Origin of the sequence: Corynebacterium sp. AOP36-E1-14 (assembly GCF_052377495.1) — a bacterium.
GTDB lineage: Bacteria > Actinomycetota > Actinomycetes > Mycobacteriales > Mycobacteriaceae > Corynebacterium.
In genome coordinates this window covers 1-13,279 of sequence record NZ_JBQSWV010000008.1, presented here as the reverse complement: position 1 = coordinate 13,279, position 13,279 = coordinate 1, and the positions used below count along the sequence as shown (strand labels likewise).

17 protein-coding genes and 1 pseudogene are annotated in these 13,279 nt (G+C 70.0%); 14 read left to right on the top strand and 4 right to left on the bottom strand.

From position 1 onward, the window contains the following. Positions 1 to 88 precede the first annotated feature (88 nt). Positions 89 to 1,024 (top strand): hypothetical protein, encoded by a 936-nt coding sequence (locus ACT3TD_RS05355; protein ID WP_444614926.1) that lies wholly within the window; start codon positions 89 to 91, stop codon positions 1,022 to 1,024. Between the two features lie 58 nt (positions 1,025 to 1,082). Here ACT3TD_RS05355 and ACT3TD_RS05350 read toward each other — a convergent pair whose 3' ends face one another. From ACT3TD_RS05350 to ACT3TD_RS05340, 3 genes are read right to left on the bottom strand one after another with little or no spacing between them, the layout of a single operon-like run. Continuing rightward, entirely contained in the window at positions 1,083 to 1,733 is a 651-nt protein-coding gene (locus tag ACT3TD_RS05350) for a TetR/AcrR family transcriptional regulator (RefSeq protein ID WP_441579034.1), read from the bottom strand. Next, a complete protein-coding gene (locus ACT3TD_RS05345; RefSeq protein ID WP_444614927.1) occupies positions 1,730 to 2,458 on the bottom strand; it encodes an ABC transporter permease in 729 nt (242 codons plus the stop codon). Before ACT3TD_RS05345 ends, ACT3TD_RS05350 begins: the two co-directional genes overlap by 4 nt. Then, positions 2,455 to 3,210: an ABC transporter ATP-binding protein gene (locus ACT3TD_RS05340; protein WP_444614928.1), complete on the bottom strand. Its 756-nt coding sequence runs from the start codon at positions 3,208 to 3,210 to the stop codon at positions 2,455 to 2,457. The genes ACT3TD_RS05345 and ACT3TD_RS05340 overlap by 4 nt, the downstream gene beginning before the upstream one ends. 105 nt (positions 3,211 to 3,315) lie before the next feature. Here ACT3TD_RS05340 and ACT3TD_RS05335 point away from each other — a divergent pair, with 105 nt between their 5' ends. The 3 genes from ACT3TD_RS05335 (at position 3,316) to ACT3TD_RS05325 (ending at position 5,594) form a co-directional block, all read left to right on the top strand. Continuing rightward, the gene (locus ACT3TD_RS05335; protein WP_441579037.1) at positions 3,316 to 3,672 is read left to right on the top strand and encodes an ArsR/SmtB family transcription factor; all 357 of its coding nucleotides are present in this window, start codon (positions 3,316 to 3,318) and stop codon (positions 3,670 to 3,672) included. A gap of 9 nt (positions 3,673 to 3,681) precedes the next feature. After that, a complete protein-coding gene (locus ACT3TD_RS05330) occupies positions 3,682 to 4,671 on the top strand; it encodes a calcium/sodium antiporter (protein WP_441579038.1) in 990 nt (329 codons plus the stop codon). Between the two features lie 80 nt (positions 4,672 to 4,751). Then, positions 4,752 to 5,594, top strand: coding sequence for an alpha/beta fold hydrolase (locus ACT3TD_RS05325; RefSeq protein WP_441579039.1), 843 nt, complete (start codon positions 4,752 to 4,754; stop codon positions 5,592 to 5,594). 1 nt (position 5,595) lies between these two features. Here ACT3TD_RS05325 and ACT3TD_RS05320 read toward each other — a convergent pair whose 3' ends face one another. Next, complete coding sequence (locus tag ACT3TD_RS05320; RefSeq protein ID WP_441579040.1) at positions 5,596 to 6,237, bottom strand: TetR/AcrR family transcriptional regulator; 642 nt, start codon at positions 6,235 to 6,237, stop codon at positions 5,596 to 5,598. Between the two features lie 249 nt (positions 6,238 to 6,486). On the opposite strand from ACT3TD_RS05320, the gene ACT3TD_RS05315 reads away from it, so the two are divergent. The 10 genes and pseudogenes from ACT3TD_RS05315 to ACT3TD_RS05270 all read left to right on the top strand — a co-directional run. After that, positions 6,487 to 6,852 carry a carboxymuconolactone decarboxylase family protein gene (locus tag ACT3TD_RS05315; protein WP_441579041.1) on the top strand — a complete coding sequence of 122 codons (366 nt, stop codon included), beginning with the start codon at positions 6,487 to 6,489 and terminating at the stop codon, positions 6,850 to 6,852. 151 nt (positions 6,853 to 7,003) lie between these two features. Next, on the top strand, positions 7,004 to 7,309 hold the full coding sequence (locus ACT3TD_RS05310; RefSeq protein WP_441579050.1) for an urease subunit gamma: 306 nt from the start codon (positions 7,004 to 7,006) through the stop codon (positions 7,307 to 7,309). Positions 7,310 to 7,317: 8 nt separating this feature from the next. Then, entirely contained in the window at positions 7,318 to 8,061 is a 744-nt protein-coding gene (locus ACT3TD_RS05305) for a hypothetical protein (protein WP_441579042.1), read from the top strand. A 9-nt stretch (positions 8,062 to 8,070) separates the two neighbouring features. Then, on the top strand, positions 8,071 to 8,469 hold the full coding sequence (locus ACT3TD_RS05300; protein ID WP_444614929.1) for an urease subunit beta: 399 nt from the start codon (positions 8,071 to 8,073) through the stop codon (positions 8,467 to 8,469). Beyond that, positions 8,466 to 10,193, top strand: a complete 1,728-nt coding sequence (gene ureC, locus ACT3TD_RS05295; protein WP_441579044.1) for an urease subunit alpha — start codon at positions 8,466 to 8,468, stop codon at positions 10,191 to 10,193. The genes ACT3TD_RS05300 and ureC overlap by 4 nt, the downstream gene beginning before the upstream one ends. After that, positions 10,193 to 10,918, top strand: coding sequence for an urease accessory protein UreF (locus tag ACT3TD_RS05290; protein ID WP_444614930.1), 726 nt, complete (start codon positions 10,193 to 10,195; stop codon positions 10,916 to 10,918). Before ureC ends, ACT3TD_RS05290 begins: the two co-directional genes overlap by 1 nt. A gap of 33 nt (positions 10,919 to 10,951) precedes the next feature. After that, positions 10,952 to 11,587 (top strand): urease accessory protein UreG, encoded by a 636-nt coding sequence (gene ureG, locus ACT3TD_RS05285; protein WP_444614931.1) that lies wholly within the window; start codon positions 10,952 to 10,954, stop codon positions 11,585 to 11,587. Between the two features lie 20 nt (positions 11,588 to 11,607). Continuing rightward, positions 11,608 to 12,552, top strand: coding sequence for an urease accessory protein UreD (locus ACT3TD_RS05280; protein WP_444614932.1), 945 nt, complete (start codon positions 11,608 to 11,610; stop codon positions 12,550 to 12,552). Between the two features lie 66 nt (positions 12,553 to 12,618). Next, a complete protein-coding gene (locus ACT3TD_RS05275; RefSeq protein WP_444614933.1) occupies positions 12,619 to 12,828 on the top strand; it encodes a helix-turn-helix transcriptional regulator in 210 nt (69 codons plus the stop codon). Next, positions 12,825 to 13,279, top strand: a pseudogene (locus tag ACT3TD_RS05270) (hypothetical protein); the annotation flags it as partial. The gene ACT3TD_RS05275 and the pseudogene ACT3TD_RS05270, both read left to right, overlap by 4 nt.

Sequence of the window (13,279 nt, the reverse complement as noted above, 5' to 3'; positions counted from 1 at the left end):
CATTCGCACATTCAAGGGACTATTTGAATGAAGGTTTTACCTGCGGGAAACACGGTGGGTCAGATACCCCGTGGGGTATGTTTGTTCTGTGAGCGAAAATCCATTCAGTGGTGACGGGCGGGGAGCCCACGGTGCGTCGGGGATCTCCCGGAGGCAGGCGAGGGCGATCATCGCGCTTCTCGGCGCGATCGTGGTGCTGGCGGTGGCGGGCCTGGGGGTGTGGTTCGTCCGGCAGGGCGGAGGTGGGGACGACACGTCCGCAGGGGCGGGCGCCGACGCGGGCACGGTCCGTGTCGATGAGGTGGAGGAGGTGGACGAGCGTACCGAGCCGCCTGCTGAACCGGAGGTGGACTCGGTGGCGCTCCTCGAGTCGGCGGGTGTCGAGAGCGTCAACCCTGCGCCGGTCCCGGAGGCGGTCGAGGCCTGGGGTGACTACACGACGTACCGGTCGTGGTCGGGGACGCTCCGTGTCTTCGAGAACGGCGATCCGACACCGCTGCCCGACGAGGACCACGGACGTTTCCCGGCGACGATGAACGGCTGTGGATTGGCGATGTACCTGGTGACCTTCCGCTCGGTGAACGAGGACATCCTGCTCGACGCCCAACTGCTCAACGCCGCCAACACCGTCAGCGCGAGTGAGACTCTCTCCGACGGTTGGATCCTCTCGACGAACTGCATGACGCCCCAGTTCGCCTTCTCCTCCTCGACGGACATCTCGAACCTCGGTGACGTGGCCTACGACGTCACCGAGTACCGGCAGTCGTCGGTGGTGCAGCCTGCCGCGGACGCGGCCACGGTGGATGAGCCGGTGGCCGCCGAGGTGCCGGTCGTCGCGGAGCCGACTCTCGTCGAGTGCGAGAACGGTCTGACGATCATGGGGCTGTACAGCGACGGGATCTGGCGTTCGACACCGGAGTGCGACACCCCGGAGCACAGGCGGTCTGCACAGGCTGAGGGGGTCTGTGGTGGTCTCTACGGCAGGGAGGAACAACCGGAGCTCTGGGCGGAACTCTGCCAGTGAGGCGCCCGGCGCTCTTTATGACTCTTGATGACTCGCCAACTCATAAAGAGTCATAAAATCACCCACTTAGGGGGCTGATGGTCGCCTGTAACGCCGGGGCGTGGACGGCGACGACGGCATCGACGTCCGCCTCCGCCAGTGGTGCGGCACGGACGACGTAGCGCATCAGGCCGAGGCCGATGAGCTGGCTCGCAACCGACGACGCCCTCATCGCCGCGTCCGGACCATCCAGTCGTGCGGCGATTCGCCCCGTCACCACGTCCTCGGCGAAGTTCAGCAGCGGGGGAGAGGTGGTAGCGGCAGTGCCGGCAGCACCGCCGAGCGCGCTGCGCACCGCCGCGGTGAATACGTCGCGGTGCGGGTCCCAGGACTCACATAATGTGCGCACCAGCCGCGCACCGAGGTCCTCCAGCGGCCCGTCCAACGCTGTCTCGATCCGGTCCACCGGGTCGAACGGCAGGGCCATCGTGGCCACGAGAAGCCGGGCCTTGTCCCCGAAGTGGTGGTTGATCAGGCTCGGGTCGACCCCGGCCTCCTGTGCGATGGACCGGACGGACGCGCCACGGAAACCGTGCGTGGCGAACTGCCGCCGGGCGGCGTCGACGATGTTGCGGCGTGTCTGTCGCGTCCGCGCGGCACCGCCACCACGGGGCCGGCCGCGACCGCGGCGTACCTCGGGGCGTCCTTCCTGGCGTCCTTCCCCGCTCATGCGGTGCGACGCCGCAGCGTGAGGGCGGCGAGCGCGACCGAGACCACGGTGAAACCGAGCACCACGGCGAGGTCCACGGTGAAGTCGGCGTTCCAGCCGGACACGTGGGTCAGGCGGGTGAAGGAGTCGGCGGCGTAGCTCAACGGCAGGACGTCGGAGATGCGGGTCAGCACCACGGCCATGCTGTCGCGCGGGGCGAGCAACCCGCACAACAGCAGCTGCGGGATCACCACCAACGGCATGAACTGGACGGCCTGGAACTCCGTCCGGGCGAAGGCGGACGCCAGCAGTCCCAGTGAGGTGCCCAGCAGGGCGTTGGCGACGGCGAACACGACCAGCACCCACGGGGAGTCGACCTCCAGCCCGAGGAACAGGATGCCCACGGCGGAGGTCACCGTGGCCTGCACCAGCCCGGCCGCACCGAAGGCGAGGGCGTAGCCGGCGATGAACTCCCCGCGACGCAGGCGGGTGGTCAGCAGGCGTTCCAGCGTGCCGGAGGTGCGCTCGCGGACCATGGTCACAGAGGTCAGCAGGAACATGAGGATGAAGGGGAACAGTCCGAGCATCTGCGGACCCACCTGCTGGAAGGTCGCCGGGCTGTCGTCGAAGACGTACCTGAACAGGCACAACAGCATCGACGGCAGGACGAGGACGAGGGCCAGCGTGCGTGGGTCGTGCAGCAGCTGCGCGGCCACGCGGCGCGCGGTGGCGAGGGTGCGGGTCATGGTGCTGTCCTTCCTGTGTCTCTTGTGCCTTCGGTGCCTTCGGCGCCTTCGGCGAGTGCGAGGAAGGCCTGCTCGAGGTCGTCCTGCCCGGTGCGTCGGCGCAGTTCGTCCGGCGTGGCGTCGGCGATCAGCTGTCCTTCGCGTAACAGCAGCACGCGGTCGCACCGGGCGGCCTCGTCCATGACGTGGCTGGACACCAGCAGCGTTCTTCCCCGGTGGGCGAGGTCGGTGAACAGCGCCCAGAGGTCGCGGCGCAGGACGGGGTCCAGACCCACGGTGGGTTCGTCGAGCAGGTACAGCTCGGCATCGCCGAGCAGGGCGGCCGCGAGGGAGACGCGCGTGCGTTGGCCGCCGGAGAGGCTGCCGGTCAGGTCGCCCTCCCGGCCGGTCAGTCCCACGCTGGCGACCGCCGCGTCGACGGCGTCCTGCCCGACCCCGCTGAGCCGGGCGAAGTAGCGGAGGTTCTGGGCCACGGTGAGGTCCGGGTAGACGGAGCTGGCCTGGGTCACGTACGCCACGCGTGCGCGGTTCACGGCGTTGCCCGCCGGCTCCCCGAGCACGGTGACTGAACCCGATTGGATGATCTGGATACCGGCGATGGCCCTGATCAGGGTGGTCTTCCCGCAGCCGCTGGGGCCGAGGATGCCCGTGATGGTGCCGGCCGGGAGTGTGAGCTCGAGGCCGGTGAGGACGCGGTGCTTCCCGCGGGTCACGTGGAGGTCGGTGACGGTGACGGCTGGTTTATTCACCATGTGTTTAATATATGGCACTCATTCATCCGGGGCAACGGTTCTTGCTGTGTCTTCTCGGTGTCTTCCCTGCGTGTACTCCGCCGGGTTTCGCTACAGTACGGAGTCATGAGCGGGGCACAGGAGAGCAGGGACACAGGCGACACCGGTGTTGCCCGCATGCGCGAACTCTCCGACGACTGGGCGGAGACCTTCCGCCTGCTCGGCGACCCCACCCGGCTGCGGCTGCTCACCGTCCTGCACTACGAGGGGCCCGGCACGTTGAGCATGTCGGAGCTCGCTGAGCGCGCCGGGGTGCGAACCGCCACGGCCTCGGCGGCGTTGCGGCTGCTCACCACGGCCGGCATCGTGACGGCCACGCGGGACGGAAGGATGATGCGCTACGCGCTCACCGACGAGCGCGTCCACCGCCTGCTGCACCACCTCGGCGGCACGCACGCGCACCACACGCACGAGGAAGACTGAGCACCTGCCGTGAGCTGGCTGCTGCTCCTCGCCGGGTTCGCCGTCCTCGTCGTGGGCGGCGAGCTTCTGGTGCGTGGGGCCTCGGCACTGTCCGCGCGTATGGGGATCTCCCCGATGGTCGTCGGGCTCACCGTGGTGGCGATCGGCAGCAGCCTGCCGGAGCTGGCCGTCGGCGTCGACGCCGCGGTGCGTGGCAGTCCCGGCCTGGTGACCGGCAACATCGTGGGCACGAACATCGTCAACCTGCTGCTCGTGCTCGGGTTGGCCGCGGCGATCCAGCCGATCATCACCGCACGCCAGATGCTGCGCCTGGACCTGCCGGCCGTCGCCGCGGCGGCGGTCCTGCTGCTCGTGCTCTCCCTCGGCGGCTCGCTGACCTGGCCCGCCGGCGTCCTCCTGCTGCTCGTCGGGGTGGCGTACACCGCCACGATCCTCTGGTACACGAAGCGGTCGCGCGCGCAGGAACTGTCGCGGAGGGCCGCCCAGGCCCAGACGGTGGAGACGACAGACACGCAGGACGCGCCGCCCGCCGGCTGGCGTCGCGGCGCGGTGGACGCCGTCCTGCTGCTCGGGGGTATCGCCCTGGTGATCCTCGGTGCGGACTGGCTGGTCACCGGTGCCGTCGACATCGCCTCGGAGCTCGGGGTGTCCGATGCCCTGATCGGCCTGACGATCGTGGCGGTCGGCACCTCCGCCCCGGAGCTGGTGACCACGGTGGTGGCCACGCTGCGCGGTCAGGCGTCCATGGCGGTCGGCAACCTCATCGGATCCAGCGTGTACAACATCGTGTTCATCCTCGGCGCCACGGTGCTGGTCGCCCCGGACGGCATCCCGGTGCCGGACGAGGTGCTGCGGGTCGACATGCCGGTGCTCGTGGCGGTCTCGCTGCTGGTGGTCCTGATGTTCCGGACCGGCCGCAGGATGAGCCGCTGGGAGGGGCTGCTGCTGGTGGCGTTCTACGCCGTCTACCTGACCTACCTGCTGCTCGCAAGGGTGTGACCGGCACGGGCACACGCATGCCGGCACAGTCCGTATCCTCGAACCTGCACATCATTCTCGTACCGAGGAGGTCGAGCACCATGAGCACCATCACCACACGTGACGGGGTGAACCTGCACGTCGACGACAGTGGGGAGGCAGGTGACCTGGGACGCACCGTCGTGCTGATCCACGGTTGGCCGTTGTCCGCCGAGTCCTGGTCGGCGCAGACGGAGGTCCTGCGCAAGGAGGGCTACCGCGTGGTCGCCTACGACCGTCGCGGGTTCGGACGCTCCGGCAAGCCGGACGATCCGGAATCCGCCTACGGTTACGACACCCTCGCCCGCGACCTCGAGGACGTGCTCACCGCCCTCGAGCTCACCGACGTGACGCTGGTGGGCTTCTCGATGGGTGGCGGCGAGGTCGCCCGCTACTTCAGCGTGGGCGACCCCTCGCGGATCCGCAGCGTGGTGTTCGCCGCGGCGGTGTCGCCGTTCATGATGAACGGCGACGACAACCCGGACGGACCGCTCACGCAGGACGCCGCGAAGGGCATGGAGGACGGCCTGCGCGCCGACCGCGACGCCTTCTTCGAGGACTTCACCACCGGTTTCTACTCCGTCGGCGACGACCTCAAGGTCAGCGAGGCGACCAGGAAGGAGGCGGTGCGCCTGGCGCAGCAGAGCGACCAGGACGCCGCCCTGGGCTGCATGGAGGCGTTCGGCACCACCGACTTCCGCGATGACCTGCCGAAGATCGAGGTGCCGGCGTTGATCATCCACGGGGACTCCGACGACATCGTGCCGTTCGAGGGGTCCGGCAAGCGCACCGCCGAGGCCGTCGCGCACAGCAGGACGACCGTGATCCAGGGCGCGCCCCACGGGTTGAACGACAGCCACGCCGCGGAGTTCAACGCCTCGTTGCTGGAGTTCCTCGCCGACTGAGCTACGCGAACTGCCGCTCCACCGACTCGACGAGCCAGCGGGTGTACTTCTCCATCGACCATCCCGAGCCCAGGACGAGCTGGCGGTGGGCTTCCGGGGCCCACAGGAAGGACAGCTCGTCGGCGAAGTCGTCGAGTTCCCGTTCGTTGGCGCGCCAGGCGACCAGCCCCCTGCTGATGAGGGAGGTCGCGAGCGCACGGTAGTCGTCGCGCCGACGGGCGAGCAGCTTGCCCACCGAGTCGGCGATCTTGTCGTCCGAGGTGGCTGCGCTGAGGAGTTCGCCCCACAGCATGCTGGTGCGTGCGTTCGCTGCGGCCACGAGGGAGGCGGCGGCCTCCAGGTACTTTCCCTCGTCGGGGTCCGCGGCGATTCGGGGTGCGTCCTCATTGTCTGCGGGGGAGCGCTGGCCCTCGCTGCCCGCGTAGGCCTGTTGGAAGGACGCCAGAAGGAGTTCCCTCTTGCGGCCGACGGTCAGCACGGCGTCGATGGAGACCTTGGCCTCCCTGGCGATGTGCGTCAGGGTGGTTCCTGGGTAGCCGTTGGTGGAGTAGCAGGCTGCCGCGGCATCGAGGATGCGCCGCCGGAGCCTGGCTACGCGGTTGGCACGAAGGGCCGAGCCGAAACTGCGGATGCTGGGAGACAAATCGATTCACCTCAGTGGTCAATCCGGCGGGATGGTTGATTCACGAGAACGCCATCCGACGCTAGCACCGCGGAGTTACGTGCGGCGCCGCTCATCCTTTCCGCTACCCCCCTCAGCCGAGGCTTTTATACCGGCGGTCACCGCCGGGGAGTTCCTCCGGTACCTCTCTCGACGGGGCCTCCCACAGCACACCGAAAGAAGCGTTTAATGGAGAGGGCACTTAAGTTTCCCGACACAACAGGAGCTGACATGACCGACAACACCGACAACACCGAGAACACCGAGAGCTCAGCGAACACCGGCTGGACCGGCGGGCAGAACGCCTTCGGCGACTTTGCTCCCGGCATGGTGCACTACACCGACAAGGTGCTGTTCGACGAGGTCTGGGAGCGTGAGGGGCTGTCCAAGCGCGACCGCAGCCTGGTCACCATCTCCGCGCTGACCGCGCTGGGCAAGATGGACCAGCTGCAGTTCCACCTCGACTTCGCGCGGCAGAACGGGGTCACCGACGAGGAGCTCAAGGAGGCCCTGCTGCAGCTGTCGTTCTACGCGGGCTGGCCCAACGGCATGGGTGCGACGGGCGTGCTGAAGAACATCATCGAAGGGGACAGCTGACCGCGTCCCCCCGTGTTTCCGGGGGGTTAAAATTCGGCGGCCCCGTCCCCGCCGACGGCAGTGCGCCGCTACCGTTGGGTGGGTACGCAGCACGCACTGACCCCCGCATAAACCCCCGCATAAACCCCCGCATAAACCCCAAGGACGCACCGTGGATCTCACCCCCCGGGAGCAGGACAAGCTCCTCATCTTCACCGCCGCCGAGGTCGCCCGCAGGCGCAGGGGCCGGGGGCTCACGCTCAACGTCCCGGAGGCGACGGCGCTGATCAGCGAGGCCGTCATCGAGGCCGCGCGCGACGGCCGGACCGTCGCCGAGGCGATGGAGGTCGGCACACAGGTGCTCGGCCACTCGGACGTGCAGGACGAGGTGCGCGAGCGCCTGTCGTTGATCCAGGTGGAGGCCACCTTCCCGGACGGGACGAAGCTGGTCAGCGTCCACGACCCGATCGGCCTGTGAGCGTGGGGATGCATTCCGTCACCGTCCTCTACGCCGGCGCCGAGGCGCCGTCCCCGGCCGTCCTGCAGGACGCCACGGGCGTGCCGGTGGTCACCGGCCCGCGCGAGCTCGCGCGCCATGCCGAGCAGGCCAAGACGCAGGACGCCGCGCTGGTCGTCGTCCCGGCGGGGACGGGCCGGGCGCTGACGTCGGTGACGCAGGCGGCGCAGGCGTTGGCGTGGGAGCGCCGCTCCGGCACGACGGTGGTGCTCGGCCCGTCGTTGATCGACGGCACGCGGGCGATCGCCGAGATGCGCCGTCACCTGCGCGCCTCGGCCAAGGACCACGACGCGGTGCTGTTCACCGCCAACACGGTCGACCCCTTCGCCGACGCCGAGCTGCTGCGCCGGGTGCGTCTGGCCCAGCAGTTCTCCGAGGACCTGCTGGTGGAGGTCGCCTTCGAGGGCTCGTGGCCGTCGGTGGACACCGCCCGTGAACGGCTGCGGCTGCTCGGGGCGACACGGGTGGCGCAGGTGCGCGCGGACCTGGGGCAGGACGACTCGGCGACCCCGCTGTTCCGCTCCTCGTCGTTGGCCACGGCCGCATCAAGGGCCTCGCACACCGCGCTGCACCAGTTGGTCGACCACCACGACGACGGCGTCGCCGCCGGACTGCTCGCCGACCACGCCACCGGTTTCGCCCACTCCCACGGCGACGAGGACGGCCATTCGCACGGCCACTCCCACTCGCACGGCCACCATCACCACCACTAGGAGACCCACATGTCCGGATCCGCCAGTTACGGCCTGGCCCCCGACCAGCCGGCCACCGTCGAGCTGAACGCGGGGCGCCGCACGACCACCCTGCGGGTGTCCAACACCGGCGACCGTGCGGTGCAGGTCGGCTCGCACTACCACTTCCTCGAGGTCAACCCGGCCCTCGAGTTCGACAGGGAGGCCGCCTGGGGCATGCACCTGGCCGTGCCGTCCGGCCTGGCGGTGCGTTTCGAACCCGGCGACACCCGCGAGGTCGATCTCGTCGACTTCGGCGGCCGGCGCGTCCTGCACGGTTTCGCCGGACTCGTCGAGGGCCCGCTGGACGACCCGGCGGTGAAGGCCCGCGCCCTGGCGGACCTGCCGGGGTTCCTCGCCACCAACGACGAGCTGGAGACACACCGATGAGCAGCATCGACCGGTCCCGCTACACGGAGATCTACGGCCCCACCACAGGCGACACCGTGACCCTGGCGGACACCTGCCTCACCGTGCGCATCGAGCACGACCACCTGGCCGGCGCCTACGGCGACGAGTCGGTCTACGGCGGCGGCAAGGCCGTGCGCGACGGCATGGCGCAGGACCCCACCGCCACGGCGGCGTCCGGTGCACTCGACACCGTGATCACCGGCACCATCGTGCTGGACGCCGTCGCCGGGGTGGTCAAGGGCGACGTCGGCATCCGCGACGGCCGCATCGTGAAGATCGGCAAGGCCGGCAACCCGAACACCCAGGACGGGGTCGACCCGGAGCTGGTCATCGGCCCGGGCACCGAGGTCATCGCCGGTGAGCACCGCATCCTCACCGCCGGCGGGGTGGACACCCACATCCACTACATCACCCCGCAGCAGGCCGAGCACGGTCTGGCCAACGGCGTCACCACCTTCTTCGGCGGCGGCACCGGCCCGGCCGAGGGCACCCTGGGGACCACGTGCACGCCCGGGCCGTCCGGCGTGCAGTTCATGCTGCGTGCCGCCGAGGGGATGCCGGTCAACACCGGTTTCCTGGGCAAGGGGTCCGGCTCGCTGCCGGAGGCCCTGGCCGAGCAGATCCGTGGCGGGGCGGCGGGCCTGAAGATCCACGAGGACTGGGGCGCGACCCCGGCCACGATCCGCAACGCCATGGACGTCTGCGACGAGTTCGACGTGCAGCTGGCCATCCACACCGACACCCTCAACGAAGGCGGCTTCTTCGAGTCCACCGCCCGGGCCTTCAAGGGCCGCCCGGTGCACACCTTCCACTCCGAGGGCGCCGGCGGCGGGCACGCCCCCGACATCCTGCGCGTCACCGGCATGGCGAACGTGCTGCCGGCGTCGACCAACCCCACGCTGCCGTACACGGTGAACTCGGTGGAGGAGCTGCTGGACATGGTGATGGTCTGCCACCACCTGTCCCACGACATCCCGGAGGACGTCGCCTTCGCCGACTCGCGCGTGCGCGCCGAGACCATCGCCGCGGAGACCGTGCTGCACGACCTCGGCATCATCAGCATCTTCAGCTCCGACTCGCAGGCCATGGGCCGGGTGGGGGAGTCGTGGATCCGGGCCTTCCAGACCGCCCACCACTGCCGTGATCAGCTCGGCGCGCTGACGGAGGACGCCGGCAGCGGCGCGGACAACGCCCGCGTCCTGCGCTACCTGGCGAAGATGACGATCAACCCGGCCATCGCCCAGGGCATCGGCGCCCACGTCGGCAGCATCGAACCGGGCAAGCTCGCCGACCTGGTGCTGTGGCCGGTGGACTCCTTCGCGGCGAAACCACGCCTGGTGCTGCGGCAGGGGCGCATCGCCTACGCGCAGATGGGCGACCCGAACGCCTCGTTGGCGACCCCGCAGCCGGTGGTCTACCGCCACCAGTTCGCCAACTACGGCACCGCCCTGCAGGACACCCGGGTGACGTTCATGTCCGCCGCCGCCATCGAGGCCGGCGTGCCCGAACAGCTCGGCCTGACCTCCACCGTCCTGCCCGTCGCCGGCACCCGCGACATCGGCAAGAAGGACATGGTGCGCAACGACCGGCTCGCCGAGATCGTCGTGGACCCGGACACCTACGAGGTCACCGTGGACGGCGAGCCCGCCACGATCGCCCCGGCGACCGAGCTGCCGCTGGCGCAGCGGTTCTTCCTGTTCTGATGGTCGCGGTGCAACCGTTCCTGCAGGCGTTGACCTACGCCGACTCCGCCTACCCGTCGGGACGCTACACCCTGTCCCACGGGCTGGAGGGGCTGGTGCAGGCCGGACGCGTGCGCGGGACGGCCCAGGTCACCGACGTGCTGGCCGAGCACCTGCGCCACACCGCCGCCCCGGGCGACGGGGTCGCCACCGCGGTGGCGGTGCTCACCGACGACCTTCCCACCCTGTTCACCGTCGACCACGAGCTCTCCGCGACGAAGGTCACCGGCGAGCTGCGCCGTGCGTCCACCCGCGTGGGACGCCAGCTGCTGCTGGTCACCGGCCAGGTCGAGGAACAGCTCGGCGGGACGCAGCCGGACGTCCTGCGCGCCTACGCCGCGGCCGTCGCAGCGAAGGAGGCGCCCGGCAACCAGGCCGTCGCCGCCGGGGTGGTACACGCGTCCCACGGCATGGACGCGGTCACCGCGGTGGCCACCGAGCTCACCGGCCTCGCCGTCGGCTGGGCCGGTGCCGCCCTGCGCCTGCGCCAGTGCGACCACGTGGGCGCGCAGGTCGCGATCACCGCCGCGCACCCGGTGATCGGCGAGCTCAGCGCACGCTGCGCCGACACCGCCGCCGGGCTGCTGGCGTCCGGCGACTGGCGGCTGCTGGGACGCGCGAGCCCCGGCAGCGACCTCGCCTCCGCCGCGCACGAGTCCGCCCCCGCCCGACTGTTCATGAGTTAGCAAGAGTTAACAAGAGTTAACAAGGAGACCCACATGAGTACACCCGACCCCGTCACCGGATCCGGTTCACCGCTGCGTATCGGCATCGGCGGCCCCGTCGGTTCCGGCAAGACCGCCCTGATCGAGGCGCTCGTCCCACGGTTCGTGGCGGCGGGGCGCAACGTCGGGGTGATCACCAACGACATCTACACCCAGGAGGACGCGATGCACGTCCGCCGGGAGCTCGCGGGCGTGATCGACCCGGACGTGGTCGTCGGCGTCGAGACCGGCTCCTGCCCGCACACCGCGGTGCGCGACGACCCGACGATGAACCTGATGACCGCCGCGGACCTGCTCGACGAGCACCCGGAGATCGACACCCTGTTCTTCGAGTCCGGCGGCGACAACCTCACGCTCACCTTCTCCCCGGCGCTGGTGGACGTGTTCGTGTTCGTGCTCGACACCGCCGAGGGGCAGAAGATGCCGAAGAAGCGGGGCCCGGGCATCACTGAGTCCGACATCCTGGTGATCAACAAGACCGACATCGCCCAGTACGTGCGCTGCGACCTGACGGTGATGAACGCCGACGCCGTCGACGTGCGCGACGGCAACCCCGTGGTGCTCACCGACTGCTTCTCCGGGCAGGGTGTGGAGGAACTCCAGCAGAAGCTCGAGGGCTTCAGGGCGTGACACAGGGTTTGTCTCAGTGCGTGAACAGGTCGCTGGCCCCGGCGGACCTGACCCCGCCGGTGCCGCACGAGGTGGCGGCGGTCGCCGGAGAGGTCAGCTCCGGCGGCGTGATGCCGGTGGGACGCCCCGGCAAGGTCGGCGTGCTCGACGTGACCTTCGGCGTGCGGGGTGGCGGCGACGGTGTCACGGGCGTGACCTCACGGTTCGTCAAGGCGCCGATGCAGGTCACCCGCCCGCTCCACATCGACCCGGGCGACCCCGGTGAGGCGTTCCTCTACGTGCGTACCACCGGTGGTGGGCTGGCCCAGAACGACCGGATCCGTCAGACCTTCCGGCTCGAACCCGGTGCGCGGGCCACGGTGACGACGCAGGCGGGCACGCCGGTGCACCGGATGAACGCCGGCATGGCCTCGCAGTGGGTCAGCCTGCACGTGGCCGACGGGGCGGTGTGCGAGTACCTGCCGGGGCAGACGATCCTCTTCGGCGGCTCCCGCCTGCTGCAGGTCACCGACGCCGAGGTGGCGCCCGGGGGCACGCTGCTGGCCGCGGAGGTGATGCTCACCGGACGCCTGGCGCGTGGCGAACGCGACGGTTTCGACGCCCTCGCCCAGGGTTTCCGGGTGACGCGGGACGCCCGGCCGCTGCTCTCGGACACGTTGTGCACCACCGGCGCGACCGCACGCTCGGAGATGCTGCTGTCACGCTGGCCCGTGTGGGGCACGGTGCTGGTGGTCCCGGCGGAGGGGGAGGACGTCGCGGGCCTGCTCACGCAGATCCGCGACGACCTGCCGGCGGCCGGCGAGGAACTCACCGCCGCGGCGTCCACCATGGTCGGTGACGCGGGCATCACCGTGCGCGTGGCGGGGGAGGACCCCGTCAGCGTGCGTGCGCTGGTGGAGCGGGTGCACAGCCGGACGCGGGAGCGTCTGCTGGGGCGTCCGGCGGTGGATCTGCGCAGAATGTAGCGCACAATGTAAAGGATCATGTACATTGTGACGTGTCAGTTATTCACGGAAGTTCCCGGAGGGGTCATGGAGACGGGCAATATGGTCCGCCGCTACCGACGGTGGGAGGAACTCTCCCAGGCGGAGCTCGCCGAGCGCGTCGGAGTGTCGCGGCAGACCGTGGCGAATATCGAGAAGGGGAACTACTCCCCGTCGGTGCACCTCGCGCTCGACATCTGCCGGGAGCTCGGGAAGACCGTCGAGCAGATCTTCGGTCAGGAACAGGAGCAGTCATGAGCTACGGCGACACCGTCGTCCGGCGCGCCGAAGACGCCGTCGACGACGAGTACCAGGCACAGGTCACGCACAAGGCCTCGACGGTGGGGTTGCAGTACTGCCTGTGGTCGACGATGGCGGTGGCCGCCCTGCTGGCGTGGGTACTGCCCGGGGCGCTGTCCCTGTGGTCCTTCGCGGTGCTGGTCGTCCCGGGTGCGGCCGCCGCACTCGGCGCCGGACTGTGGATGCGCCGCCATGCCCCGCGCCCGCGCTACACCGGCCCGACGGCGTCGGACTGGGCCGTCATCCTCCCCGTCGCGGCAGCGATGCTCGCGGGGATCCTGGTCCACGCCTTTGACGGCCAGCCGGCTGCGGCGGCGGGGATGGTCACCGGCGGCGTCATCGCCGGCGTCGCCACCCCATGGGTCACCCGACGTCGCGCCCAGCGCGGGCGGCAACGGGACGAGCGTCG